Source organism: Amycolatopsis sp. NBC_01480 (assembly GCF_036227205.1).
GTDB lineage: Bacteria > Actinomycetota > Actinomycetes > Mycobacteriales > Pseudonocardiaceae > Amycolatopsis.
Genome location: NZ_CP109442.1, coordinates 1472629 through 1497545, shown reverse-complemented (window position 1 = coordinate 1497545; position 24917 = coordinate 1472629). Strand labels below are relative to the sequence as shown.

The 24917-nt window shown below is 69.2% G+C and carries 21 protein-coding genes, 1 tRNA gene and 1 pseudogene; 17 read left to right on the top strand and 6 right to left on the bottom strand.

What is annotated here, in order from left to right:
• The first annotated feature begins 7 nt into the window (after positions 1-7).
• The 7 genes and pseudogenes from OG371_RS06975 to OG371_RS06945 all read left to right on the top strand — a co-directional run bounded on the left by OG371_RS06975 (position 8) and on the right by OG371_RS06945 (position 5582).
• The gene (locus tag OG371_RS06975) at positions 8-373 is read left to right on the top strand and encodes an ArsR/SmtB family transcription factor (protein ID WP_329066740.1); all 366 of its coding nucleotides are present in this window, start codon (positions 8-10) and stop codon (positions 371-373) included.
• Positions 370-1428 (top strand): annotated as a pseudogene (arsB, locus tag OG371_RS06970) (ACR3 family arsenite efflux transporter); the annotation flags it as partial. The gene OG371_RS06975 and the pseudogene arsB, both read left to right, overlap by 4 nt.
• Before the next feature lie 48 nt (positions 1429-1476).
• Positions 1477-1887: an arsenate reductase ArsC gene (locus OG371_RS06965; protein WP_329072923.1), complete on the top strand. Its 411-nt coding sequence runs from the start codon at positions 1477-1479 to the stop codon at positions 1885-1887.
• A 71-nt stretch (positions 1888-1958) separates the two neighbouring features.
• Entirely contained in the window at positions 1959-2312 is a 354-nt protein-coding gene (locus OG371_RS06960) for an ArsR/SmtB family transcription factor (protein ID WP_329066737.1), read from the top strand.
• Positions 2309-3094 carry a methyltransferase domain-containing protein gene (locus OG371_RS06955; RefSeq protein ID WP_329066735.1) on the top strand — a complete coding sequence of 262 codons (786 nt, stop codon included), beginning with the start codon at positions 2309-2311 and terminating at the stop codon, positions 3092-3094. Before OG371_RS06960 ends, OG371_RS06955 begins: the two co-directional genes overlap by 4 nt.
• A 119-nt stretch (positions 3095-3213) precedes the next feature.
• A complete protein-coding gene (locus OG371_RS06950) occupies positions 3214-4206 on the top strand; it encodes an aldo/keto reductase (protein ID WP_329066733.1) in 993 nt (330 codons plus the stop codon).
• A gap of 557 nt (positions 4207-4763) precedes the next feature.
• A complete protein-coding gene (locus OG371_RS06945) occupies positions 4764-5582 on the top strand; it encodes a DUF1206 domain-containing protein (protein WP_329066731.1) in 819 nt (272 codons plus the stop codon).
• Positions 5583-6023: 441 nt separating this feature from the next.
• Here the strand turns inward: OG371_RS06945 and OG371_RS06940 are convergent, their stop codons facing one another.
• Positions 6024-7514, bottom strand: a complete 1491-nt coding sequence (locus tag OG371_RS06940; protein ID WP_329066729.1) for a carboxylesterase/lipase family protein — start codon at positions 7512-7514, stop codon at positions 6024-6026.
• Positions 7515-7608: 94 nt separating this feature from the next.
• Between OG371_RS06940 and OG371_RS06935 the strand changes: the two genes are divergently transcribed.
• Positions 7609-8208, top strand: coding sequence for a TetR/AcrR family transcriptional regulator (locus OG371_RS06935; protein ID WP_329066727.1), 600 nt, complete (start codon positions 7609-7611; stop codon positions 8206-8208).
• The gene (locus OG371_RS06930; protein WP_329066725.1) at positions 8201-8608 is read left to right on the top strand and encodes a hypothetical protein; all 408 of its coding nucleotides are present in this window, start codon (positions 8201-8203) and stop codon (positions 8606-8608) included. The genes OG371_RS06935 and OG371_RS06930 overlap by 8 nt, the downstream gene beginning before the upstream one ends.
• 626 nt (positions 8609-9234) lie before the next feature.
• On the opposite strand, the gene OG371_RS06925 is transcribed toward OG371_RS06930, so the two are convergent.
• A complete protein-coding gene (locus tag OG371_RS06925) occupies positions 9235-9438 on the bottom strand; it encodes a hypothetical protein (protein ID WP_329066722.1) in 204 nt (67 codons plus the stop codon).
• Between the two features lie 19 nt (positions 9439-9457).
• Positions 9458-12520, bottom strand: coding sequence for an RHS repeat-associated core domain-containing protein (locus OG371_RS06920; RefSeq protein WP_329066720.1), 3063 nt, complete (start codon positions 12518-12520; stop codon positions 9458-9460).
• Positions 12521-13083: 563 nt separating this feature from the next.
• Between OG371_RS06920 and OG371_RS06915 the strand changes: the two genes are divergently transcribed.
• Positions 13084-13371: a hypothetical protein gene (locus tag OG371_RS06915; RefSeq protein ID WP_329066716.1), complete on the top strand. Its 288-nt coding sequence runs from the start codon at positions 13084-13086 to the stop codon at positions 13369-13371.
• Between the two features lie 788 nt (positions 13372-14159).
• On the opposite strand, the gene OG371_RS06910 is transcribed toward OG371_RS06915, so the two are convergent.
• Positions 14160-14232: transfer RNA gene (locus OG371_RS06910), tRNA-Arg, on the bottom strand.
• Between the two features lie 142 nt (positions 14233-14374).
• On the opposite strand from OG371_RS06910, the gene OG371_RS06905 reads away from it, so the two are divergent.
• Positions 14375-15496: an epoxide hydrolase family protein gene (locus OG371_RS06905; RefSeq protein ID WP_329066714.1), complete on the top strand. Its 1122-nt coding sequence runs from the start codon at positions 14375-14377 to the stop codon at positions 15494-15496.
• A gap of 147 nt (positions 15497-15643) precedes the next feature.
• Positions 15644-16564 carry a cation diffusion facilitator family transporter gene (locus OG371_RS06900; protein WP_329066712.1) on the top strand — a complete coding sequence of 307 codons (921 nt, stop codon included), beginning with the start codon at positions 15644-15646 and terminating at the stop codon, positions 16562-16564.
• 55 nt (positions 16565-16619) lie between these two features.
• On the opposite strand, the gene OG371_RS06895 is transcribed toward OG371_RS06900, so the two are convergent.
• On the bottom strand, positions 16620-17345 hold the full coding sequence (locus tag OG371_RS06895) for a DUF305 domain-containing protein (protein ID WP_329066710.1): 726 nt from the start codon (positions 17343-17345) through the stop codon (positions 16620-16622).
• A 7-nt stretch (positions 17346-17352) separates the two neighbouring features.
• A complete protein-coding gene (locus OG371_RS06890; protein ID WP_442876085.1) occupies positions 17353-18207 on the bottom strand; it encodes a DUF3105 domain-containing protein in 855 nt (284 codons plus the stop codon).
• Positions 18208-18389: 182 nt separating this feature from the next.
• Between OG371_RS06890 and argS the strand changes: the two genes are divergently transcribed.
• The 5 genes from argS to thrB all read left to right on the top strand — a co-directional run bounded on the left by argS (position 18390) and on the right by thrB (position 24875).
• Entirely contained in the window at positions 18390-20069 is a 1680-nt protein-coding gene (gene argS / locus OG371_RS06885) for an arginine--tRNA ligase (protein ID WP_329066708.1), read from the top strand.
• Positions 20070-20072: 3 nt separating this feature from the next.
• A complete protein-coding gene (gene lysA / locus OG371_RS06880; protein WP_329066706.1) occupies positions 20073-21503 on the top strand; it encodes a diaminopimelate decarboxylase in 1431 nt (476 codons plus the stop codon).
• Positions 21504-21530: 27 nt separating this feature from the next.
• A complete protein-coding gene (locus tag OG371_RS06875) occupies positions 21531-22853 on the top strand; it encodes a homoserine dehydrogenase (RefSeq protein WP_329066704.1) in 1323 nt (440 codons plus the stop codon).
• Positions 22854-22935: 82 nt separating this feature from the next.
• Positions 22936-23991 (top strand): threonine synthase, encoded by a 1056-nt coding sequence (gene thrC, locus OG371_RS06870; protein WP_329066702.1) that lies wholly within the window; start codon positions 22936-22938, stop codon positions 23989-23991.
• Positions 23988-24875: a homoserine kinase gene (thrB, locus tag OG371_RS06865; protein ID WP_329066700.1), complete on the top strand. Its 888-nt coding sequence runs from the start codon at positions 23988-23990 to the stop codon at positions 24873-24875. Before thrC ends, thrB begins: the two co-directional genes overlap by 4 nt.
• Positions 24876-24917 lie beyond the last annotated feature (42 nt).

Sequence of the window (24917 nt, the reverse complement as noted above, 5' to 3'; positions counted from 1 at the left end):
TAGACGTATGTCGAAGCAACTGCCGCTGGTGGCGATGGACGCCTGCTGCAACCCCCTGGCCCGCGAGCCCCTGTCCGAGCCGCAGGCGGTTGAGCTGGCGAAGGTGTTCAAGGCCATCTCCGATCCGATCCGGCTGCGCTTGCTCTCGCTCATCGCCTCGCACGAGGGTGGCGAGGCGTGTGTGTGCGACCTGACCGACGCCTTCGAGGTCACCGGCCCCACGATCTCGCACCACCTCAAGGTGCTGCGCGAATCCGGCCTCATCGACGGCGAACGCCGCGGGACCTGGGTTTACTACCGTGTCCACCCCGAAGTCCTCGCCCGCCTGTCCGCCGTGCTCGTTCCCGCCGGCCCGGCGGTAGTGCCGGCATGAGCGTCACCGGGGGGCCCGCCTCGGCGGGCGTCGTCGGCAAACTGTCGACTTTGGACCGGTTCCTGCCGGTCTGGATCGCTGCCGCGATGGCCGCCGGCCTGCTCGGCGGCCGGATCATCCCCGGCCTGGACACGGCGCTGAACGCGGTCTCGGTCGACGGGATCTCGCTGCCGATCGCCATCGGGCTGCTGGTCATGATGTACCCGGTCCTGGCGAAGGTCCGCTACGACCGGCTCGGCACGGTCACCGGCGACCGCCGGCTTCTCTGGTCGTCGCTGGTGCTGAACTGGATCATCGGCCCGGCGTTGATGTTCGCCCTCGCCTGGCTGATGCTGCCGGATCTGCCCGAGTACCGGACCGGCCTGATCATCGTCGGGCTGGCGCGCTGCATCGCGATGGTCGTGATCTGGAACGACCTCGCCTGCGGCGACCGCGAAGCCGCCGCCGTGCTCGTCGCGCTGAACTCGGTATTCCAGGTCGTCATGTTCGGCGTGCTCGGCTGGTTCTACCTGTCGGTGCTGCCCGGCTGGCTCGGCCTCGCCCGGGCCGACCTCGCCGTATCGGGCTGGCAGATCGCGAAGAGCGTCCTCATCTTCCTCGGAATCCCTTTGGTGGCAGGGTTTCTGACCCGCCACTTCGGCGAGAAGGTCAAGGGCCGGGCGTGGTACGAGGCCGAGTTCCTGCCCAAGGCCGGGCCCGCCGCGCTGTACGGACTGCTGTTCACCATCGTGATCCTCTTTGCCCTGCAAGGGGATCAGATCACCAGTCGCCCGGTGGACGTCGTCCGGATCGCCGTGCCGCTGCTGGTGTACTTCGCGATCATGTGGGGCGGCGGCTACGCCTTCGGCAAGGCTGTCGGCCTCGGTTACGAGCGCACGACAACGCTGGCGTTCACCGCCGCGGGCAACAACTTCGAACTGGCCATCGCCGTCGCCATCGCGACCTTCGGCGCCACCAGCGGACAAGCTCTCGCCGGCGTCGTCGGCCCGCTCATCGAAGTTCCAGTGCTGGTCGGGCTCGTGTACGTCTCACTCGCGCTGCGCCGCCGCTTCACCTCCGGGGACGAGCAGCTCGATGCCACCGCCGAGAACCAAGGAGCCGCCGTGTCCGACCTGCCTGAGGTGCTGTTCGTCTGCGTGCACAACGCCGGCCGCTCCCAGATGGCCGCCGCCCTGCTGAACCACCACGGCCAAGGCCGCGTCGTAGTGCGCTCGGCCGGATCCGCTCCGGCCGGCTCGATCAACCCCGCGGTCGTGGCCGTGATGGACGAACTCGGACTGGACCTGAGCCGGGAGTTCCCCAAACCGCTGACCACCGAGGCCGTCCAGGCGTCCGACGTGGTGATCACCATGGGCTGCGGCGACGCCTGCCCGGTCTTCCCCGGCAAGCGCTACCTCGACTGGCAGCTCGACGACCCGGCGGGCCAGGGCATCGACGCGGTGCGCCCGATCCGCGACGAGATCGACCGGCGCGTCCGCGTCCTGCTCGCGGAACTCGTGCCGGTCGCCCGCTGACGGGCAGCGCCGGCGCCTTCCCGGAACCCCTTCCATCGTTTATCGTCGATGAACGATGGAAGGGGATTCTCGTGCTTGATCGTGAACTCGCCGAGACCTACGCGGGATGGTTCCGCGCGCTGGCCGACCCGACCAGGGTCCAGATCCTGAACCTGCTCGCCGCGCCCGGCGCACCGATGACCGTCGGCCAGATCGTCGAGCAGGTCGCCGTGGGGCAGTCGACCGTTTCGGCGCATCTGAAGGTCCTCACCGACGCCCGCTTCGTGCTGGTAGAGCCGCGCGGGACCGCCCGGCTCTACCAGGTCAACCAACGCTGCGTCAGCTGCTTCCCGTCGGCCGCCGACGTCGTCATGGGCCGCCCGGTCACCGCGTTCGACGCAGCCGCCGCCGGCTGCGCGGCCCCGGCGGACGAGGTGACGTCGTGACCGGGGGTGAGTCGGCCGATGAGGTTGAGCAGGTGCGGCAGCGTTACGCCGCCGCCGCCCGACGTCTGTCCGCCGGCCAGGAAGCCGGACTCGCCGCCGGCCCCGAGGACGGTGACCGATTCGGCGGCGCCCACTACGAGCCGGACGTTGAGGTGCCCGACGGTGCCGTGGCAGCGAGCTTGGGCTGCGGCAATCCCGTCGAGGTCGCCGACCTGCGGCCCGGTGACACTGTGCTGGACCTCGGCTCCGGTGGCGGCCTCGATGTTCTGCTCTCGGCGCGCCGGGTCGGCCCGGCCGGTAAGGCCATCGGATTGGACATGACCGAGGAGATGCTCACCCTCGCCCAGGACCACGCCGCCCGAGCCGGCGCGACCAACGTCGAGTTCCTCGCCGGGCGGATCGAAGACATTCCACTGCCCGGCAACTCGGTGGACGTGGTGATCTCCAACTGCGTCATCGCCCTGTCCGTCGACAAGGCCGCGGTGTTCACCGAGATCGCCCGCGTCCTGCGACCCGGCGGCCGGATCGGGATCACCGACATCCTCGCCGCCGACACCCTCACCGACGCCGACCGTGCCCGGCGCGCCGGGCACGTCGAATGCCTCGCCGGCGCCCTCACCCAAGTCGAGTACCGGTCCCTGCTCGACGCGGCCGGGTTTGCCGGCGTGGAGATCCGTCCGACTCATCCGGCCGGGGATCAGCTGCTCTCCGCGATCATCCGCGCCGTCAAACCCGCGGTCCCGCAAGGGAATCCGGATGGCTGGGCAGACGAGCGGGAATAGGGCTGGCCCCGTCCTGGTCGTCCGACTTGACCTGGAGCGCGCTCCAGCTCCTAGCGTCGGCGGTGTTCGTCAGCCATCGAGGTACCGCCCGGTCCGCCGGGCAGGAGGAGTATCCGCACATGATCACCCGAACCACGCTCGGCTCGCCCGGTCTCACCGTCAGCGCGATGGGCCTGGGGTGCATGGGGATGAGCGAGAGCTACGGCGCCGCCGACTGGGACGGCGGCCTGGCCACCATCGGCCGGGCCCTGGAGCTGGGCGTCACGTTCCTGGACACCGCCGACGCCTACGGCGCCGGGCACAACGAGGTGCTGGTGGGCCGGGCCATCCACGGGCGCCGGGACCAGGTGCAGCTGGCCACCAAATTCGGCATCGACCGCAGCGCCGGCGACCGCGCCCGCCGTATCCGCGGTGCCCGGGACTACGTCCTGCGCTCTTGCGACGCCTCGCTGCTGCGGCTGGGGGTCGAGGTGATCGACCTGTACTACGCCCACCGCCCGCCCCAGGACGTGGAGATCGAGGAGACCGTCGGGGCGATGGCCGAGCTGGTCGAGGCGGGCAAGGTCCGCCATCTGGGCCTGTCCGAGGTCGACGGCGAGCTGCTGCGCCGGGCCCACTCGGTGCACCCGATCACCGCGGTGCAGAGCGAGTACTCGCTGTGGACCCGCGACGTCGAGGCGGTGACCCCGGTGATGGCCGAGCTGGGGGTCGGGCTGGTGCCGTACTCGCCGTTGGGACGGGGGTTCCTGACCGGCACCCTGGACCGCTCCACGTTGGGCGAGAAGGATTTCCGGCGCACCAACCCCCGCTTCGCCGGCGAGGCGGGCGAGGCCAACGAGAAGATCGCGCAGACCGTGCGCGAGGTGGCCGATCGGCTGGGTGCCACCCCGGCCCAGGTGGCGCTGGCCTGGGTGCACGCCCAGGCCGAGCGGCTCGACGTGGCCGTGGCGACCATTCCGGGCACCCGCAGCCCGGCCCGGCTGGAGCAGAACGCGGCCGCGCTGGACCTCACCCTGGACACCGAGGCACTGGCCGCGCTGGACCCGCTGAGCGACCAGGTGACGGGCGAGCGCTACCTCCCGGCGCACACCGCCGAGGTCGCTCGCGGCTAGCCCGACGACGTCGGATTCGGCGGTAGCCCTGCTGCCCGGGAACGTACTTTCCTTGAATACCCGGGTAGATGCTGGTGATGTTGTTCCGGGCATCCCAGATGAACTGGGCCGATTCAGTGATTCCCGGGTTTGAAATCTTCATGGTGAACCACCCGGTTGCGCCATCGAAGACGCAGTCGCTGTTCTTCGCGTAGTTGGGGTTGGCCGACCTCACGTTGTCGCACCGGAAAGGCAGCGTGGATGTCGGCAGCCGCGCCACCGCGTACACCACGATGCCGACGATCAGGCCCGCCACCGCAATCCACGACGTGAGGCACCACCCGAGCGCGAACAGCGCGCCCGCCGCCACGCCTGCCGGCGCTGCTCTGCCGATGCGGTCCGCGAGCTGATCGACCTGTTGCTCGTGGCGCGGGCCGTGTGCTGAGACTCGGGCCGGGATGCCGGGTTCGGTTTCGTCGAGCAACCAGCCCGGGTGCGCCTGCGGTCGTCTCACTGCCACGGCGAATTACGCCGCACGGCCCAGCGGCGCGCGATCCGTTGTGGGTACCTGAGGAGGTATGAACCGCATAACGGGCACGGTCGCTCGAGGCGAGAAGACCGACACCGCACAGCTTCTCGGCAGGGCGGGGATGGCCTGCTACGGCGTCGTGCACCTCGTCCTCGCCTATCTCGCCCTGCAGGTCGCCTTCGGCGGGGGCGGGGAGCAGGCCGACCAGAAGGGCGCACTGGAGCAGGTCGGCTCGACGGCGTTCGGGCAGGTCATGCTCTGGGTCCTCGCCCTCGGCCTGGTCGCGTTCGGGCTGTGGCAGTTCCTGATGGCCGCCACCGGCTACACCTGGACCAGCGGCGGGAAGCGGACGCGCAAACGGCTCGGCGCCGGCGCCCGCGGGGTTGTCGTGATCGCGCTCGGCGTCAGTGCCTTCAGGATCGCCACCGGTACCGGCAGCGGGGGCTCGAGTGACCAGACCCAGCAGGAGTTCACCGCCAAGCTGCTCCGGCTGCCCGCCGGCCCGGCACTGGTGGTGGTCGCCGCGGTCGCCGTGCTCGGGGTGGCCATCGCCGCCGGCGTCAAGGGCGTGAAGCAGAGTTTCCTCGAAGACCTCGACCCCGCCGGGCTGCCCGGAAAGACGAAGCGATGGGTCGGCTGGCTCGGCACCACCGGGTACCTGGCCAAGGGCGTCGTCTTCGCGGTGATCGCGATCCTGCTGGGCTACGCCGGCTTCAACGCCGACGCGAACAAGGCCGGCGGGCTGGACGCCGCCCTCAGGACACTCGCCGCGCAGCCCTTCGGCACCGTGTTGCTGGCCGTGGTGGCGTTCGGCCTCGCGGCGTTCGGCGCCTACTGCCTGGCCGCAGCCTGGGCGCACAAGCGCTGACGACCGCGGCCAGACCTGGCCGGGACGACCCGCAGAACCAGCCTGATGAGCAGGCGTCGGACCTCCGGCAGCCGTGAACTCGATCCTGCCTGGCCGCCGATTCCCCTTGTGCGGCACCAGATCCGGCGACGGCGAGCCGAGCGTGGACGAGCATCTCCAGGCGGTTTAAAGGAGCGGGCGCCTGCACGTACGTTCGGCTGCGGAAGCGTGTGTTGGGCTTGCAACTGGGATGAACCGCAGAGTCGCGAGTAGCCCAGTGGAGGCGCAGTCGATGTAGACCTCGCGATCGAACGCTGTGGCCTGGGCACGCGTGATCCAGTTGTTCAGGGTCTGGAAGGCGTCGCTGAACTGGTCCGGTGCGCCGCGGACCACGGTGGTCGCGGAGCGTGCGACGGGGCAGGCGAGTGGCGGCGTCGCAGGCGCAGGAGCCGGCCCGGACGATTACGAGAGATCGAAGGGGGCAGGGGAGTGGCCTTCCCAGATCCGGCGGGATGCCTGTTCGGGGTACGGCAGAGTCTTCGACTCGGTGTCCAGGACGCGGGTGAGGTGCCGGTCGGGCCGGTGGGCGGACCAACCCGCGTTGCCGGTGGTGACGAAATGGACCCAGGCCTCCTGGAGTTCGCGGGAGAGCGCGACGGCCTCCGGCGTGGGCTCCTCGCCGATGAGCTGGGTGCCGGCGGGGCTGTCCAGCGTGCCGAACGCCAGGGGCACGTCGAGGCTGTGGCAGGCGCCCAGGATGCCGCCGAGGGCCGGGGCGACCCAGCGCAGTTCGAACAGGTACGAGGTGCCGCCGGCTGCGGCGTTCGCCTCGGCCAGCTTCTGTGACGGCATGCGGAAGAGGGCGTCGGAGTACACCGTCTCCACCAGCTCCTCCGGGCCTGCCTGCGGGAACGCGGCACGGTAGGCCCGCGCGCCGTCCGGCTGCGGGGCGAGCAGTTCCAGGGCTTCGTGGGCGTCCGCCTCGGTGAAGGTGCCGTGCCGTCCGCTCATGACGCTGAAGTACCGGAATTTGTCCCGGGTGTGGCCGACGAGCAGTTCGGTCCCGCTCGCGCGGGTGCCGGTCAGCGCGGGCCAAGGCGTTTCCCGGAGGACCTCGCCGTCGACGACGGGGCACAGCGCGGTGCCGGCCGCCGTGAGGCGTCCCCAGCTCTCCCGGTGCGCGTGGAGGCCGGCGTTGAAGGAGGTGAGCTCGGCGGCCAGGTGCCACGGGTCGATGTCGCGCAGGGCCTCGGCGGTGGGGGCCGCCGCGCCGAGCCGGTCCGCGAACGCGGCGGTGACCTGCCGGGCCAGCGCGGGGGTGCTGTACAGCCCCGGCACCGAATGGGCGATGGCCCGCCGGAACAGGCCGCGCGCCGGCTTCATCGTCAGCAGGGCGGCGACCGAGCCCGCCCCGGCGGATACCCCGCCCACGGTGACCCGGCCGGGGTCGCCTCCGAAGGCGGCGATGTTGCGCTGCACCCATTCCAGCGCCGCGATCTGGTCGAGGAATCCGCGGTTGGGCGGCACGTCCTCGAGGAATGCGAACCCCTCCGCGCCCACGCGGCAGTTGATGGTCACCACGACGAGTCCCGCCTCGGCCAGCGCGGCCGGGTCGAACATCGGGTCGCTCGACGCCGCCGAGAGGTAGCCGCCCACGGGAATCCACACCAGCACCGGCAGTCCCGCCGCGCCGGGGTCCGGGGTGCCGACGTTGAGCGTCAGCCAGTCGGTGCCCCGCGGGGGCACGTCGATCGGCAGGGACAGCGGCACCACGGAGCCGAACTCGACCGCCGGCCTTATCCCCTCCCAGCTGCGCGGCGGCGCGGGCGCGGCGAAGCGGAGTGCTCCGACCGGGGGCTGGGCGTAGGGGATGCCGCGGAACACCGCGTGCCCCTGCCGCCGGAGACCCTGCACCACGCCTTCCGTGGTCCGTACCTTGGGCTGTTCGGACATGACGACTCCCTCCCTCGAGTGGGCCCAGGATTATGGGTCAGGTGTATTATGTCAACTGTATTGAAACAATCCCGGGTTGCGAGGAGGGCCGGCGATGCCGAAGCAGGTGGATCACCGCGGACGCCGCGAAGCGATCGCCCGCGCACTGTGGCGGGTGGTGGAGCAGCGCGGCGTCACCCAGCTGACGATGCGCGTGGTGGGGCAGGAAGCGGGCATGTCACTCGGGCAGCTGCAGCACTACTTCGCCTCCAGGACCGCGATGCTCTCCTTCGCCATGGATTTCGCGTCCGAGCAGACCTCGGTGCGCGTACTCGAGGGGCTCGAAAAGCTCGGTGACCGTCCGCACCCCCGTGACGTACTGCGACTGACGCTCGCGGAAATGCTCCCCCTGCACGCCGACGCCCGCGCGACCAGCCGGATGAGCGCCGCCTACGTCCTGGAGGCGCTGCACGACGAGGCCGTGCACGAGCAGGCGCGCCGCGGCCTCGTCCAAGGGCGGGCCCACGTCGAGCAGTTGGTCCGCCAGGCAATCGCCGACGGGCACATCGACTCCGCCCACGACCCGGCGACCGAGACCAACCTGCTCCTCGCCTTCACCGGCTTCACCCCCCTGATCGAACTCGACGTGATCAAGCCCCAGGCCGCACTCGCCGCGATCGACGTGCATCTGGACCGGCTGTTCGGGAATGCGTGACCTGCTCTGGACACGGGGCGGGTGGAACGCAGTGGCGCGACGAGATCTTCCAGCGCCTTCTGTGCAACCCAGCGATGTCGGTGCTACTGCGGGAGAATTACTGCTGTGGTTCGCGGAGAACCCCGCCGACGCCGATGCCGAAGTCTGGGGCAAGCGCATTGTGCGCAGCCTTGAAGTCGCGGCCGATGCCGGCAAGACGGCGATCCCGCAACCACCGCCCAGGGTGCCTCCGATTGCCCCCACGCGGCAGCGGAACGGGTTGTCACCGGCCGAGTGCCCGGTGGCGGTGCTGCACGCTGCGCAGCGTGCGTTTCCGGAGAATGACCGCGTAGGCATTCCGCCGTTTGCGGAGCGTTCTCCGCTGCGGGCGCGAGGTCTGCTTGTAAGATCGATTTCTTGATTTACGTTCGACCCCTGTTGAAGAAGGATCCCGCCCACGCGGAAACTGCTCCAACAAATAATCCAATCGCAACATACTGCATAAATTCTGCCCCTGGCACGGTAAGCGGTATGCATATGGAGGCGACAGCCAAGATGGCGAGGGACGCGACCGGCCACCATGTGAACTTTTTTTCTCTTGCCACTCGATCACTACTCCTGATGGTCGATCCAAAACTGCGGCGGACGTGTCAGATTGCGTTCTCGCACGCCCGCTGAAGAGCCATAACTAATCTATTTGTTAAAGGGCGATCCCACAGCCTTACCCAGGCTTCCGAGCCTCTGCTCGCAACGCCCGTAGTGGCTCCGATGCCGCATCCTGCTGTCAAGTTCACATGGTCAAGGGCTGCAGCGGCGAGCCCACCGATGCAAGCCTCCGATGACAGCGCAACCCAGAGGGCTCAGCGGGCCGGCGCTGACGATGAGGTCGACGGCGCCGCCGACGAGAGTTCCTGCGAGCGCGTTGTCCGAGACTCAATCCGCCGGCGACGGTCACTACCAGCCCCGCTGGTGAAATGCCAATCAGGGAGGCCTGCACCATAATAATGCAACCCAACCTCCGATTGGCCAGGTTATCGCCATTTCATGCTATTTTCTATTTCTATTCTTCTTCGCCAGGATCGCTGACGCGATTAAAAATATTACAACGCCAGCAATTATCATGGCGATTGCTATCACATTTAGAGTCTCGCCGAATTTTGGATCATACTGCAAGAAGACGAAGGCGGCAGCGAGGATTGCCAGAATTGCACCGATGATACCTGCTAGTAAACCGATGCTACTCTTCTCCATTATTCTCCTTGCTGATAGTTTAGTCTTTCGATTTAAATTCTTTATTGGCCTCATTGATAGCCACCAGGCCGGTACCGAGTGCAGCCACACCTGCACCAATCCCGGCTACGCAACCGATAGCGGTCACAGCTCCGACCGTGCAACCAGAGGCGACTGCGGTACCCCCGACGATAGCTGCTCCAGCGGCGATGAACAGTTTACCGATTCCTCCCAGCAGCGAATCGCCACCGGGATCGCTGTTGTTGATGGGGTCGTCTTTGGCGTAGGTGTAGTGGTTGGTTTCTTGTCCGGTGGGGTCGGGGGTGGTGTAGCGGCCCCAGCCGGGGAAGTACCAGCGGTAGCCGAGGAGCATGTCGACGCCGTATTGGTATTGGCCGAGGTAGTGGAATGGGTTGTCCCCGGCTGAGGGTCCGGTGGCGGTGCTGCCGCCGTAGGGGTCGTATTTGTAGGTGGCGGCGAGGGCGCCGGTGGTGGAGACCAGCCCGACGACGCTGCCCTGGTAGTCGGTGACCAGGTTGTAGCGGTTGGCCCCGGCCTTCTCGGTCACGATGGTGCCCTTGGGGTCCCGCACGAGGCTGGTCCGGACGCCATTGTGGATGGCTTGGGTCATGCCCAGGGCGGTGGTGGTGAACTGGTCGGTGGTGGTGCCGTTGGTGGTGGTGTAGGTGAGTGTGTGGGGTTGGGTTTGGTCGAGGGTGTCGTAGCTGGCGGTGAAGCTGTCGCCGGCGGCGTCGGTGCCGGAGGTGTATTGGCTGGTGTCGCTGTAGTAGTTGGTTTCGGTGGGGTTGTCGGCGCCGGTGAGGTTGCCGGCGGTGTCGTAGCTGCGGGTGCGGCCGTCGTTGACGAGTTCGTCGGCGGCGTTGAAGGTGAATGTGGTGCCGCCGAGTTGCTTCATGTTCGACGCGTTGTCGTAGTCGAACGCGGTCGAGCCGGCGGTCTTCAGCCGTTGCAGGCTGTCGTAGCCGTAGGTGGTGGTGCCGGAGGCGTCGGTCTTGGACTGCATCTGATCGGAGTCCTTGCCGTCACTGCGGGTGAAGCTGTAGGTGGTCTGCAACAGCTGGGTGCCGCTGCTGTTCTTGACGGTCAGGCTGGTCTGGCGGCCGGAGTTGTCGTAGCCGTTGGTCTGGCTGCCGGCGCCGGGCCAGGTGACGCTGGTGCGGTGGTCGGCGTTGTCGTAGCCGAAGCCGGTGGTCTGCCCGAACGGGTCGGTCAGCGAGGTGAGCCGGTTCGCGGGGTCGTAGCCGTAGATCGTCTGGCCACCTGGGTCGGTCATACTGGTCAGGTTGGTCGCGGGGTCGTAGCCGTAGGTGATGTTCTCCGTCGGGCTGGTGCTGTCGGTGCGGGTGTCGGTGAGGACCAGGCCGCCGGTGTCGTAGGTGAAGGTGTGGACCGCGGTGGCGGTTTCGCGGCGTTTGAGGCTGCCGTTGTTGTCATACGCCGAGGTCTGCAGCACGGTGTCGGGGCCGCTGGTGTGGTGGCGGGTCACCGAGACGACGCGGTCGAGTTTGTCGTAGCTGTAGTCCAGCTCGATGCCGCGGCCGTCGGTGACCGTGGCGACCCGCGAGAGCGAGTCGTAGGTGTAGGTCGTCGGCCCGAGCGGGGTCGGCGGGGTGACCTGCTTGAGGTTGCCGGCGTTGTCGTAGTCGTAGGTGGTCGAGTGCCCGTTGCCATCGACACTGGTCCGGACCAGACCGAGTGGCTGCCAGTAGGTCAGGGTCTGCAGGTCGGCGTTGAGCCCGTCGGAGTGGACCAGCTTCACGTTCCCGGCGTCGTCGTAGGTGCGGGAGACCTGGTCCCCGGCCGGGTCCGTGACCGTGGTGGGCAGGTGCGGGTGCGCCGCGTCGGTATAGCCGACCCCGGTTTTCGCGCCGGTCGGAAGGTCGGTGCCGATGAGGTTGTTCAGCGGGTCGTAGTGGTTGGTGGTGGTGTTGTTCAAACCGTCCATAGTGGTCTGGACGTCGCTGTTGGCGGTCCACTGTTGCTGCCGCTGATGGCCGAGCGCGTCCACGGCCGAGGTCTGCCGGCCCTGGGTGTCGTAGTGGTAGGTCACCGAGTGCGAGTTCGCGTCGGTCTCGGTGGTCTGCCCGCTGCTGTAACCGAACTGGGTGACCGAGTCGCCGGCCTTTTGGGGCACGGTCACCTTCGTCACGCGGTGGTTGCCGTCGTAGCTGAAGTTGTAGGTCTTGCTGTCCGGGTCCTGGATCGTGGCCAGGTCACCGGAGGGGAACCAGGTCAGATGCATCGAGGTGCCGGCGCGGTCGGTGAAGTCCTGCAGCTGCCCGGCGGTGTTGTAGCTGTAGGTCGCGGCAGTGGTGCCGGTCGGGTCGGTGATCGTCGAGACCAGCCCGTTCTGGTACCCGAATGTCGTCACCCGGGTCTGGGAGTCGGTGATCGACGCGGTGGTGCCGTCCGGGTTGTAGCGCGCGGTGTTGCTGTTGCCGTTGCGGTCGGACTGCGACAGCAGCCAGCCCGCCGGGCTGAACGTCCACCGCTCGTTCGAGCTGTCGAAGATCAGCGCGTATTTGCCGTCCGACCCCTTGGACAGCTCGGCGTGCATGCCCGGCGCCTCGACGTAACTGCCGTCGGCGTTGTGCTTGTACGTGGCGCAGTAACCGGAGTCTCCGTGCACGACGACGTCGCTGCCGGAGAACGTGAGGCCGATGTCCTGGCCGTGGCTGAGCGTCCAGCCGGTGCCGAAGCTGCCGTTGCCCGGACGCTGGTTGTTGTAGACCTGGCTCAGCGACAGATTCTCACCCGTGCCCTGGATCGTCAGCTGCCGCTGGGTGATCGTCAGGTTCCCGTCGTGGGTGTTGACCAGCGCTTCCATCCGGTCCGAGATCGGGAACCGCTCCAGCGGGTACTGCGGCAGCAGCCCGGTCTCGTTCGCCCCGCACGACGACACCGCCGCAGGGGCGAGACCGGGCTTCCACCCAGGAGACCAGTTCGCGGACGGCGGCAGGCCGCCGGTCGGGGTGTGATTCACCGTCGCGGGCGGCGTCCACACCGTCGACGGCGGCGCCACCGTATGCACCTCGGCGGACGCGGTGTGCGGTACAGCGACCACCAGTGCCCCCAGCGTCACAGCGGCTACTGCCGCAGCAGATCTATGCCTCATCAGTCTTCCCCTCGACACGCATGAGTGCAGCATGAAACCGCGCCAGAAGACCTTGACCAGGCACCATAAACAACCCCGAAGAAGCCCCCTCGCACGGCAGAACATCGTGCAGGAGGTTTGATCGTGGACGGCCGCTGCTTCGTCACAACAACAAGTCCATTACGTACCATTCGTGAAGATTATCAGTCTAATGGCGCAAAGAAAGTTTCTGCAGCATTCTTGGTTGGTTATTAACAGTCTTACGACTGCCGCCCGCCGCGTGCTTTTGGGTCTGGAGCAGGTCCGCGCGTGGGCTGGGCAACGCGGCGTAGGACGGGCGAGAAGCCCTTACGGCACAGCGGAAGCGGGTGGCGAGTCGATTGATGCTCGTGCGCGGAAGACCCTGCTGCGGTTCGCGTGGCTGGGCCGGGTGTCCACTCGCGACATGCAGGGCCCCGCTGTCCTTGCCTCGCCAACTCGGTTCGTCCCAGCGTGCGCTTCCTGAAGGCGGGCTGATCGTTGCGCACTTCTACGATGTCGAGTCCGGGCGCATGGGCCTCGACACACGCGGCGGCGGCCACTCGCACGAGCAATTCGACCACGTCATCTGTGAATCGATCGAACGTGCTGGCCGGCACATGCATCGCTTCGAACGCGTAGGAGTGCGTATTCTGGCAGCCGACGAGCCCTTTCATCTGACCACAGTGGACGGTCGTAAGCCCAAGGTTGCTACGTTCTTGCTGACCCGGTGGGTAAAGCAGAGTATTGCCGAGTTCTACGTCGTCGACATGCTGGAGAAGGCATGGGACGGCTATGCCGTCCACGCCGAGGCGGGGTAGAACGTCGGGAAACCGTGCTACGGCTACCGCGCTCGCCACGTCCCGCACCTGGTCCCCGCCAAGCGGGCCAAGGGAGTCAAGAAGACGTCCCTCGACGTCGTCCCCGCACAGGCGCCCGCTGTCCGCATCGCCTACCACTGGCGGATCACCGAACGCCTGGGCTACCAGGCCATCGCGGACCGGCGGAACCTCGATCTCGCCACCTATCCCTGTCGACCCGAAGCGCTCCGTCGGCCGCTGGACCTATTCGAACGTGCGCGACATCCTCACCAACCCCATCGAGGAATGGATCTGGTCCGCACAGCCAGTCCATGAACCACTCGTCACCCTGGAGGACTAGCTTCGAAGCCCAGGACATCGGCGGACACCGCGAAGACGCGATCATCGACAAGCTCAACGAGTTCCCTTCCATCCGCATCTTCGGCAACTGACGACCTCGTCCGCGACATCAACGAGGAACGTGCTCGCCGAAGGTGAGGAGGAGAACCAGCAGGCACCCAACCCCGACCTGCTCGACGCCCTACCTCTAGGCAGGGTCCTGGTCGAGGAACTACCTGAAGACACCGCGCGACGGCTCTTTGAAGCCCGGTGGCTCGAACTCCGCTACCGCAAGGACGCTAATCAGATCAAGTGCAGGGCCACTCTGTCTGGAGCCACGGTGCCAGCAGCGCAGCATGCCGCTCACGAGGCTGGCATCCTGCGGTTGAAGCGCCAGACCAGCGCAAACGCGACAAAAAAGAACGGGAGCGATGCCATGTCTGGCACCTCTCCCGTTCCCATCCTTGCAGTGCCCTCGGCAGGATTCGAACCTGCGACACCTGCCTCCGGAGGGCAGTGCTCTATCCCCTGAGCTACGAGGGCGAAACCATCGCTTGCGCGACTGGAGAAGCTTAGCGCATGCCGCCGCCGGGGCTGACAACAGGAGGGGTCTCACGGATTGATCTTCGGAGCCGGGCCCGCCGGGGCGCTGCTAACGTCGATCTTGCCGAGGAAGGGAGCCACCGTGGCCGCCGAGCCGTTTGAGGTCAGCATCACCGACGCCGAGATCGCGGATCTGCGGGAACGGCTGCGAAGGACGCGATGGCCCGAGGCCGAGCCGGTGGACGACTGGTCGCAGGGACTGCCGCTGGCGTACGCGCAGGAGCTGTGCCGCAGCTGGGCCGAGGACTACGACTTCGGGTTCGCCGAGCGGGTGAACGCCTTCCCGCAGTACCGCGACACCGTCGACGGGCTGGGCATCCACTTCCTGCACGTCCGCTCGCCGGAGCCGGACGCGTTCCCCCTGGTGATCACGCACGGCTGGCCGGGTTCGGTGCTGGAGTTCCTGGAGGTGCTCGGGCCGCTGACCGACCCGCGCGCGCACGGCGGGGACCCGGCGGACGCATTCCACGTGGTCGCGCCGTCGCTGCCCGGGTACGGCTGGAGTGACAAGCCGTCGGAGACCGGGTGGGGCGTGGAGCGCATCGCGCGCGCCTGGGACACGTTGATGGTTTCGCTGGGCTACGAGCGGTACGGCGCGCAGGGCGGCGACTGGGGCTCGGCGGTGTCCGGCGCGCTGGGCGAGGTGGCGCCCGAGCGGGTCGCCGCCGTGCACCTGAACATGGCGGCCGCGCCGCAGGGCACATTCGACGACCCGACGCCCGAGGAGCTGGCGAACCTCGAAGCCGCGCAGGAGTTCGGGCGCACCGGCCGGGGTTATTCGGGGCAGCAGTCGACCCGCCCGCAGACGCTCGGCTACGGCCTCACCGACTCCCCGGCCGGCCAGGCCGCCTGGATCGCCGAGAAGTTCTGGGCCTGGACGGACAACAACGGCCATCCCGAGGACGCCTTGTCGCGCCAGAAGATCCTGGACGCGATCTCGGTGTACTGGTTCACCGCGTCCGCCACGTCGTCGGCGCGCCTGTACTGGGAGAGCTTCGGCAGCTTCCGGGCCCAGGTCACGGCGCCGTCCGGGCTGTCGATCTACCCGCGTGAGATCACCCGCCCGTCGCGGCGGGAGGCCGAGCAGCGGTTCACCGACCTGCGCTGGTTCGAAGAGATGCCGCACGGCGGCCACTTCGCCGCGCTGGAACAGCCGGAATCGCTGGTGCAGCAGGTGCGTGGGTTCTTCCGCCTGTTCCGCTGACCGCTCGTCCCATCCCCCGGGAAGCCCACGCCCGGGGGATGGTTCTGTCCGCCCTCCGGTCGTTAAGGTGAACTTAGGCTTACCTGTATTGCACATATGCGCATGTGACTATATATTTCGGCTGAGACGCGGACAGGGAGGCGGAACATGGGCCACGGACATGGCCACGGGCAGGCGGTCGCGCCGGGCAGCGCCTCGGGGCGGTACGTGCGCGCGCTGCTGATCTCGCTGTTCATCGGCGCCGGGTTCATGGTGCTGGAGTTCGTGGTCGGCTTCGCCACCGGTTCGCTCGCCCTGATCTCCGACGCGGCGCACATGTTCACCGACGTCCTCGGCGTCGGCATGGCCCTGGCCGCGATCCTGCTGGCGCGGCGCAGCGGCCCGACGCTCAGCCGCACGTTCGGCATGTACCGCGCGGAAGTCCTGGCCGCGCTGGCGAACGCCGTGCTGCTGTTCGGCGTCGCCGGTTACGTGCTGGTGGAGGCGATCGGCCGGATCAGCGACCCGCCGGAGGTGGCCGGGCTGCCGGTGATGCTCGCCGCGGGCGCCGGCCTGATCGCGAACATCGTGTCGTTCCTGATGCTTCGCTCAGGCGCCAAGGAAAGCCTGAACGTGCGCGGCGCGTACCTCGAAGTGCTCGCCGACCTGATCGGCTCGGTCGGCGTGCTGGTCAGCGGCGCCATCACGCTGACCACGGGCTGGCGGTACGCCGACCCGATCATCGGTGTCGCGATCGGGCTGTTCGTGCTGCCCCGGACCTGGACGCTGGCCCGCCGCGCGCTGCGCATCCTCTTCCAGCACGCCCCGACGGGCGTCGACGTCGGCGAGATCAGCACCGAACTGGCCGCGCTGCCCGGCGTCGAGGACGTGCACGACCTGCACGTCTGGACGCTGACCTCCGGCATGGAGGTCGCCTCGGCGCACCTGACGATCAAGGGGGAGGCCGAGCAGTCGGCCGTCCTCACCGAGGCGCAGGACCTGCTATCCGCGCGCTACGCGATCAAGCACGCCACGCTGCAGGTCGAAGCGCCCCAATGTGCGAGACGGTGCCAAGAAATGTCTTGGTAGCACGCGAAAAGCGGGGCCGTCCGACGTCGGACGGCCCCGCTTTTCGCGTGTCAGATCAAGGCGCGGGAAGCGGCTTCGCGCCCCGCGCCTGCAGCATCAGCTTCATCTGGTCCATCTCGGCGCCCTGCGAGGTCAGCATGCTCGTGGTGAGCGCCTTGAGCGCCGGCAGGCTCGAGTGGTCCTGCGCGTACTGCGCCATCGCCGTGCCGCCCTGGTGGTGGCGCAGCATCAGCTGGAGGAAGTCGATGTCCAGCGCCTTGCCCGAAAGCGTGCGCATCTTGGCCAGGTCCTCGTCGGTGGCCATGCCGGGCATCGGCGCGCCGCCGGCCGGGGAGCTGGACGGCATCTGCATGCCGGCGTGGCCCATGGGCTCGGTCATCCAGGTCATGTACGCGCCGGTGGTCTGCTCGGGCTGGTCCCACAGCATGAGCCAGCCCTTCATCCGGCCGACCTGCTCGGTCTGCGTGCTCTCGATGTCGAACGCGAGCTGCTTCACCTCGGGGTCCGTGGTGTGGTCGCGCGCCCAGTTCGCCATCGTGACGGCCTGCAGGTGGTGCACCGACATGTCCTGCGCGAAACCGACCTCGACCGAGCCGGCGCCCGGCGTCGACAAGGTCGCCGAGTCGCCGTCGGTCAGCCGCGTGGCGAACATCCCGATGGCGGCGCCGATCAGCAGCACGGCGACCAGCGTCCCGCCGATGACCACCCAGCGCGACCAGGCCGGCCGCTCGGCCACCACGGCGTCGGCCTGGTCCGGTTCGAGGTCGGTTTCCGAGCTCATTGAGCGATCACTGCCCGGCCGGCGGGCTGGACGGCATGCCCGAGCTGCCCGGAGCGGTGCCGGCGTCGCCCTGCGCACCGGTGCTGCCCTTGTAGGTCATCGGCTTCGCGTCCGGGCCCGGCTTGCTCGGGTCGAACGGCGGCGGGTTGCTCGGGTCGAACTGGCCGGGGCCGAGCGCGTCGCAGGACGCGCCGATTTCCGGGTACACGCCGTTCGGGTTGGTCCGCAGCGCGGCGATGAACTCGTCGATGCGCGGGTCGTCGGCCTTGTCCAGCTTCAGCTGGTGGCCCCACGACTGCAGCGAGATCGGCTTGTCCAGGCCCGGGTACGGCGACATCATCGTGTACGGCTTGCCCTTGACCCGAGCGGACAGCAAGGACACCTGGTCCCCGGTGATCTGCTGCGGGTTGTAGGCGATCCACACGGTGCCGTGCTCCAGGCTGTGCACCATGTTCTCGGTGCGCACCGCGTTCGGGTAGACGACGCCGTTGCAGGCGGCCCAGTAGCCGTCGTGCGGGCCGCCGAAGGGCGGGGAGTGGTCGTAGGCCACGCGCTCGGTCGGCAGGATGTGCACCGAGCCGGCGTAGTTGGCGGTGATCACGCCGGGGATCTTCTTGGACGGGTCCGGGTTGGACGCGCTCGGCGCGTACGCGGCCGCGGCCTCGTCACGCGACTTCTGGTCACGCTGCGGTGCGGACTTCACCATGTAATAGGTGATCACCGAAGCCAGGAGGGCGACCACCAGGACCACACCGGCGATGGTGCCCCACGGTGTGCCCTTCTTGGCGACGACCGAGCGGGCTTTGGCCGCCTTCATCGCCTTGTTGGGCGTCCCCTTCTTCCTGGTTGTCCCGTTCGCCATGGTTCCCGCGATCTCCTCGTGAGGGATTGGAGGGATCCGGACGGACCCTGCCCCCGGCCAGTGTAGAGACCTGGCGTCTGGTGACCGTGAACACCTCTCACGATCACGGGGGGTGTGACGGCGCTCCCGACACGCCCGTGCCGCCGTGGGCGTCCGACCTGGGCACACCTAGAATTCGGCGAGTGACTCCCGCCGCTCTCGCCGACCTGGTCCGCAGCTCCGCCGTGCAGGTGCTCGACGCACGGGGCGTCGACACCGCCGTGCTGCCGGAGCAGGTGACCATCGAACGCCCGCGCAACCCCGAACACGGCGACTACGCGACCAACCTCGCCCTCCAGGTGGCCAAGAAGGCCGGGCTGAAGCCGCGGGAGTTCGCCGACGCGCTGGCCGAGGTCGTGTCGGCCGCCGACGGGGTCGACGCCGCCGAGGTCGCCGGGCCCGGCTTCCTCAACTTCCGGCTCGCGGCCGGCGCGCAGGGCGAGGTCGTCCGCCAGGTGCTCACCGCGGGTGACGGCTACGGGCGCGGCGACGCGCTCGCCGGGCGCGTGATCAACCTCGAGTTCGTCTCGGCCAACCCGACCGGCCCGATCCACCTCGGCGGCACCCGCTGGGCGGCGGTCGGCGACGCGCTGGGCCGCGTGCTGTCCGCGCAGGGCGCCGACGTCACGCGCGAGTACTACTTCAACGACGCCGGCGCGCAGATCGACCGCTTCGTGCGCTCCCTGATCGCCGCCGCCAAGGGCGAGCCGGCGCCGGAGGACGGGTACTCGGGCGGCTACATCACCGACATCGCGGCCGAGGTGCTCAAGGCCGAGCCGAGCGCGCTGTCGCTGCCCGAGGCCGAGCGGCACGAGGCCTTCCGCCGGATCGGCATCGAGCTGATGTTCAGCGAGATCAAGCAGAGCCTGCACGATTTCGGCACCGACTTCGACGTCTACTTCCACGAGAACTCGCTGCACGAGTCCGGCGCCGTCGACGCCGCGGTGCAGCAGCTCAAGGACTCCGGCAACCTGTACTTCGACGAGGGCGCCTGGTGGCTGCGCTCCAGCGAGTACGGCGACGACAAGGACCGCGTCGTCATCAAGACCGACGGCAACCCGGCCTACATCGCCGGCGACCTCGCCTACTTCAAGGACAAGCGCAACCGCGGCTTCGACCTGTGCATCTACATGCTCGGCGCGGACCACCACGGCTACATCGCCCGGCTCAAGGCCGCGGCCGCGGCCTTCGGCGACGACCCGGACAGCGTCGAGGTGCTGATCGGCCAGATGGTGAACCTGGTCAGCGACGGCAAGCCGGTGCGCATGTCCAAGCGCGCGGGCACCGTGATCACCATGGAGGACCTGGTCGAGGCGGTCGGCGTCGACCCGGCCCGGTACGAGCTGATCCGCTACTCCGTGGACTCCAGCCTGGACGTCGACCTGGACCTGCTGCGCAAGCACTCCAACGACAACCCGGTCTACTACGTGCAGTACGCCCACGCCCGGCTGCGCTCGATGCAGCGCTCCGCGGCCGACCTCGGCCTCAAGCCCGAAGCGATCGCGGCGGACGTCGACAGCGTCCAATTCGGACTGCTGACGCTGCCGGTCGAGGGCGACCTCATGCGCACCATCGGCGAATACCCCGCCATGGTGCGCCGCGCCGCCGAAATGCGTGAGCCCCACCGGGTCGCGCGCTATCTCGAAGAGCTGGCCGGCGCGCTGCACAAGTTCTACGCCGTACGCGAGGCGCGGGTCCTGCCGCAGGGCGACGAGGAGGCGACCCCTCTGACGTACGCCCGTCTCGCGTTGTGCGAAGCCGCCCGCCAGGTCCTGGCGAACGGCCTGTCCCTCCTCGGTGTCTCCGCTCCGGAACGGATGTAACCCATGGCGCACCCCGCGGGCCCCCGCCACGCCGACGTCTACCCCCATGCCGACGCCTCCGGGTTCCCGCCCGCGAGCGCCGTCGAACTCGACCAGCTGCCCGCGAAAGTGTGGCCGCGCAACACCTTCCGCGCCGCCGACGGCGTGGTGCGGATCGCCGGCGTCGACGTGCGCGAGCTGGCCGAGACCTACGGCACGCCGCTGTTCGTGGTCGACGAGGCGGACTTCAAGTCCCGCTGCGCCGACTACGCGGAGGCGTTCGACGACCCGGCGCTGGTGCACTACGCGTCCAAGGCCTTCCTCTCCATCGAGATCGCCCGCTGGGTGGCCGAGCAGGGGCTGAGCCTGGACGTGTGCAGCGGCGGCGAGCTGGCCGTCGCGCAGCGCGCGGACTTCCCGGCCGAGCGGATCACCTTCCACGGCAACAACAAGTCGGTCGCCGAGCTGGAGGCCGCGGTGGACGCGGGCGTCGGCACTGTGGTGGTCGACTCGTACTACGAGATCGCCCGGCTGGCCGACGTGGCCGCGCAGCGCGACGTCGTGCAGCCGGTGCTGGTCCGGGTCACGGTGGGCGTCGAGGCGCACACCCACGAGTTCATCGCCACCGCGCACGAGGACCAGAAGTTCGGCTTCTCGCTGGCTTCGGGCGACGCCGCCGAGGCCGTGCGCCGGGTGCTGAACGCGCCGTCGCTGAAGCTGACCGGGCTGCACAGCCACATCGGCTCGCAGATCTTCGACGCCGACGGCTTCGAGGTCGCCGCCCGCCGCGTGGTCGGGCTGCTCGGCGACCTGGCCAAGGAGCACGGCCGCGAGCTGCTCGACCAGCTGAACCTGGTCGACCTCGGCGGCGGCTTCGGCATCGCGTACACCGAAAAGGACAACCCGCCGCCGCCCGCGCAGATGATCACGCAGATCCGCGAGATCGTGCGCAAGGAATGCGCGTACGCGGACCTGCCGGTGCCGCGCATCGCGGGCGAGCCGGGCCGCGCCATCGCCGGCCCGGGCACGATCACGCTGTACGAGGTGGGCACCATCAAGGACGTCGCGCTCGGCGACGAAACCGCGCGCCGCTACGTGAGCGTCGACGGCGGCATGAGCGACAACATCCGCACCGCGCTGTACGACGCGGTGTACGACTGCCGCGTCGTCTCGCGCTCGGCGGCGGACGGGACCGACCCCGCGGCCGCCACTTTGTCCCGAGTCGTGGGAAAGCACTGTGAGTCCGGCGACATCGTGGTCCGGGACTGCTGGCTGCCCGACACGCTGGCCCCCGGCGACCTGCTGGCCGTCGCGGCGACCGGGGCCTACTGCTACTCCATGGCGAGCGGCTACAACCGGCAGCCGCGCCCGGCGGTGGTGGCCGTGCGCAACGGCGGCGCCCGCGTGCTGCTGCGGCGGGAGACGACGGACGACATGCTGCGCCTGGAGGTTTGAGAAGTGTCCACTGTGTCTCCATCGGGTGTGTCTCCATCGGGGTCTCCATCGGACGGTCGCGCGATCAGGGTCGCCCTGCTGGGCTGCGGCACGGTCGGCCGTGAGGTCGCCCGGCTGCTGGTCGAGCAGGCGGACGAGCTGGCGGCGCGCGCCGGGGCGCGGGTGGAGCTGGCCGGCATCGCCGTGCGGCGCCCCGACAAGCACCCGGAGCTGCCGCCGGAACTGCTCACCGACGACGCCGCGGCGCTGGTGGTCCGCGAGGACGTGGACGTGGTGGTCGAGCTGGTCGGCGGCATCGAGCCGGTCCGCGGCTGGCTGCTCGCCGCGCTGGGCGCCGGGAAGTCCGTGGTCACGGCCAACAAGGCGCTGCTGGCCGAGCATTCGGCCGACCTGTTCGAGGCCGCCGACGCCGCGGGCGTGGACCTCTACTTCGAGGCCGCCGTGGCCGGCGCGATCCCGTTGCTGCGGCCGTTGCGCGAATCCCTGGCCGGTGACCGCATCACGCGGGTGATGGGCATTGTCAACGGCACCACCAACTTCATCCTGTCCGCAATGGACTCGACCGGCGCGGGTTACGCCGAGACGCTGGACGAGGCCGGCCGGCTCGGGTACGCCGAGGCGGACCCGACCGCGGACGTCGACGGTTACGACGCCGCGTCCAAGGCCGCGATCCTGGCGTCGCTGGCGTTCCACACGCGCGTCACGGCTTCGGAGGTGCACCGCGAGGGCATCGCCGACGTCACGGCGGCCGACCTGCACGCCGCGCGTGTGCTGGGCCGCACGGTGAAGCTGCTGGCCATCTGCGAGCGCGTGACGAGTGACGACGGCACCGAGTCCGTCTCGGCGCGCGTGCACCCGGTGATGATCCCGCGCAGCCATCAGCTGGCCGGGGTGGGCGGCGCGTTCAACGCCGTGTACGTCGAAGCCGACGCGGCCGGCGAGCTGATGTTCTACGGCCAGGGCGCGGGTGGCGCGCCCACCGCGAGCGCCGTGCTCGGCGACTTGGTCGCGGTGGCCCGTAACCAGGTCGCGGGCGGCCGCGGCCCGCGCGAGTCCGCGCACGCCGCGCTGCCGGTGCGCCCGATGGGCCAGACGCCGACGCGTTACCACGTGAGCCTCGACGTCGCCGACCGCGCGGGTGTGCTCGCCCAGGTGGCGCAGGCCTTCGCGGGCCACGGCGTGAGCATCGCCGCGGTCCGCCAGCGCGACGCGAACGACACGGCGAGCCTCGTCGTGGTCACCCACCTGGCGCCCGACGCGGCGCTGCAATCCACTGTGGACGAGATCGCGAAACTCGACGTGGTGCACGAAGTCGTCAGCGTCATGCGCGTGGAAGGTGAAGACCAATGACCGCAGCTTGCAAGCGAATCATCGCTATTCATGTCGGCGCCTCCTCAATGAGCAGTGTGCAACTCCGAATCGAGGCGTCGGCATGAGCGGCTGGCCGGGGATCATCGAGGCGTACCGCGACCGGATTCCCGTTCCGGACGGCGCGAAAGTGGTGACGCTCGGCGAGGGCAACACGCCGCTGCTGCCGGCCCCGCACCTGTCCGGGCTCACCGGCACGACGGTGTATCTCAAGGTGGAGGGCGCGAACCCGACCGGCTCGTTCAAGGACCGCGGCATGACCGTGGCCATCACGCACGCGCTGGCCAGCGGGCTCAAGGCGGTGATCTGCGCGTCCACCGGCAACACCTCCGCCTCGGCGGCCGCGTATGCCGCGCGCGCCGGGCTCACCTGCGCGGTGCTGGTGCCGCAGGGCAAGATCGCGATGGGCAAGCTCGCCCAGGCCGTGCTGCACGGCGCGCGCATCCTCCAGGTCGACGGCAACTTCGACGACTGCCTGGAGCTGGCCCGCAAGACCGCGGCCGACTACCCGGTGACGCTGGTGAACTCCGTCAACCCGGTGCGCATCGCCGGGCAGAAGACGGCCGCGTTCGAGATCTGCGACGTGCTCGGCCAGGCACCGGACATCCACTGCCTGCCGGTCGGCAACGCCGGCAACATCACCGCGTATTGGGCCGGGTACTCCGAGTACGCCGCCGACGGTGTGGTGAAGAACACGCCGCGGATGTTCGGTTTCCAGGCGGCCGGCGCGGCCCCGCTCGTGCACGGCGAGCCGGTGTCCGAACCGGACACGATCGCGACCGCGATCCGCATCGGCAGCCCCGCGTCGTGGGCCGGCGCGGTGACCGCGAAGGAGTCTTCCGGCGGGCTGTTCGAGGCCGTCACCGACGAGAAGATCCTTGAGGCGTACCGCCTGCTCGCCAGCCGCGAGGGCGTGTTCGTCGAGCCGGCGTCGGCCACCAGCGTCGCGGGCCTGCTCGCCACCGCCGCGGACGGCCGGCTGCCGAAGGGCGCCACCGTCGTCTGCACGGTGACCGGCCACGGGCTCAAGGACCCGGCCACGGCCTTGGAAGGCAACGTCGAGGTCGAGCCGCTGGCGGTGGACCCCTCGGCGGTGGCCGCCGCGCTGGAACTGCGGTGACGAGCACCGGGTTCCGGGCAACTGTCCCGGGGTCCACGGCCAACCTGGGCCCGGGTTTCGACGCGCTCGGCCTGGCTCTGGCCCGGCACGACGTGGTCGAGCTGCAGGTCACCGACGAGGGCCTGAAAGTCGAGGTCTTCGACGCGGGCGCGGGCGGTATCGCCGACGTGCCGACCGACGAGACGCACCTGGTGGTGCGGGCCATCCGCCGGGCGTGCGCGCACCTCGGCGTCCGCCCGCCGGGACTGCACCTGCGTTGTTTCAACAACATCCCGCACGCGCGCGGGCTCGGCTCGTCCGCGGCGGCGGTGGTTTCCGGGGTGGCGCTGGGCTACGCACTGGCCGGGGCGCCGCTCGACGACGAGGCACTCCAGCTGGCCGCCGAGTTCGAGGGCCACGCCGACAACGCGGCCGCGAGCCTGCTGGGCGGCCTGGTCGTGGCCTGGTGCGAGGACGGCCGGTTCCACGCCGAGCGCGTGACGCCGGCGCCGTCGATCCGGCCGGTCGTGGCCGTGCCCGCGGTGAAGTCGTCCACCGACGCCACCCGCGGGCTGCTCCCGGCCCAGGTCCCGCACCCGGACGCGGCGCACAGTGCCGGGCGGGCCGCACTTTCGGTGCTGGCCATGACCGCCCGCCCCGAGCTGCTGCTGGCGGCCACCGAGGACCGGCTGCACCAGGACTACCGCGCGAGCGCGTACCCGGCCAGCACCGAGCTGGTGCGCACGCTCCGTGCTCGAGGAATCGCTGCGACGATTTCCGGCGCCGGTCCCACCGTCCTGGCGCTGACCACCACCGGAGAATTGCCGCCGGATACCGACGTCACCGGATTCGACGTCGCGGAGCTGGGCGTGGACCTCGCCGGTGTGCAGGTTGCGGCTCTGTAAAGCCCCGGTCACGGGGCAGGGGGCAGCCGCGCCACGCGGGGG

What these genes read in the sequence shown, in the direction of transcription:
- lysA (WP_329066706.1), top strand. Translation starts at nt 20,073, where the DNA reads ATGGCGCACCCCGCGGGCCCCCGCCACGCCGACGTCTACCCCCATGCC.
- OG371_RS06900 (WP_329066712.1), top strand. Translation starts at nt 15,644, where the DNA reads ATGGGCCACGGACATGGCCACGGGCAGGCGGTCGCGCCGGGCAGCGCC.
- OG371_RS06890 (WP_442876085.1), bottom strand. Translation starts at nt 18,207, where the DNA reads ATGGCGAACGGGACAACCAGGAAGAAGGGGACGCCCAACAAGGCGATG.
- OG371_RS06935 (WP_329066727.1), top strand. Translation starts at nt 7,609, where the DNA reads ATGCCGAAGCAGGTGGATCACCGCGGACGCCGCGAAGCGATCGCCCGC.
- OG371_RS06950 (WP_329066733.1), top strand. Translation starts at nt 3,214, where the DNA reads ATGATCACCCGAACCACGCTCGGCTCGCCCGGTCTCACCGTCAGCGCG.
- thrC (WP_329066702.1), top strand. Translation starts at nt 22,936, where the DNA reads ATGAGCGGCTGGCCGGGGATCATCGAGGCGTACCGCGACCGGATTCCC.
- OG371_RS06925 (WP_329066722.1), bottom strand. Translation starts at nt 9,438, where the DNA reads ATGGAGAAGAGTAGCATCGGTTTACTAGCAGGTATCATCGGTGCAATT.
- OG371_RS06975 (WP_329066740.1), top strand. Translation starts at nt 8, where the DNA reads ATGTCGAAGCAACTGCCGCTGGTGGCGATGGACGCCTGCTGCAACCCC.
- OG371_RS06945 (WP_329066731.1), top strand. Translation starts at nt 4,764, where the DNA reads ATGAACCGCATAACGGGCACGGTCGCTCGAGGCGAGAAGACCGACACC.
- OG371_RS06915 (WP_329066716.1), top strand. Translation starts at nt 13,084, where the DNA reads ATGGGCCTCGACACACGCGGCGGCGGCCACTCGCACGAGCAATTCGAC.
- OG371_RS06930 (WP_329066725.1), top strand. Translation starts at nt 8,201, where the DNA reads ATGCGTGACCTGCTCTGGACACGGGGCGGGTGGAACGCAGTGGCGCGA.
- OG371_RS06895 (WP_329066710.1), bottom strand. Translation starts at nt 17,345, where the DNA reads ATGAGCTCGGAAACCGACCTCGAACCGGACCAGGCCGACGCCGTGGTG.
- OG371_RS06940 (WP_329066729.1), bottom strand. Translation starts at nt 7,514, where the DNA reads ATGTCCGAACAGCCCAAGGTACGGACCACGGAAGGCGTGGTGCAGGGT.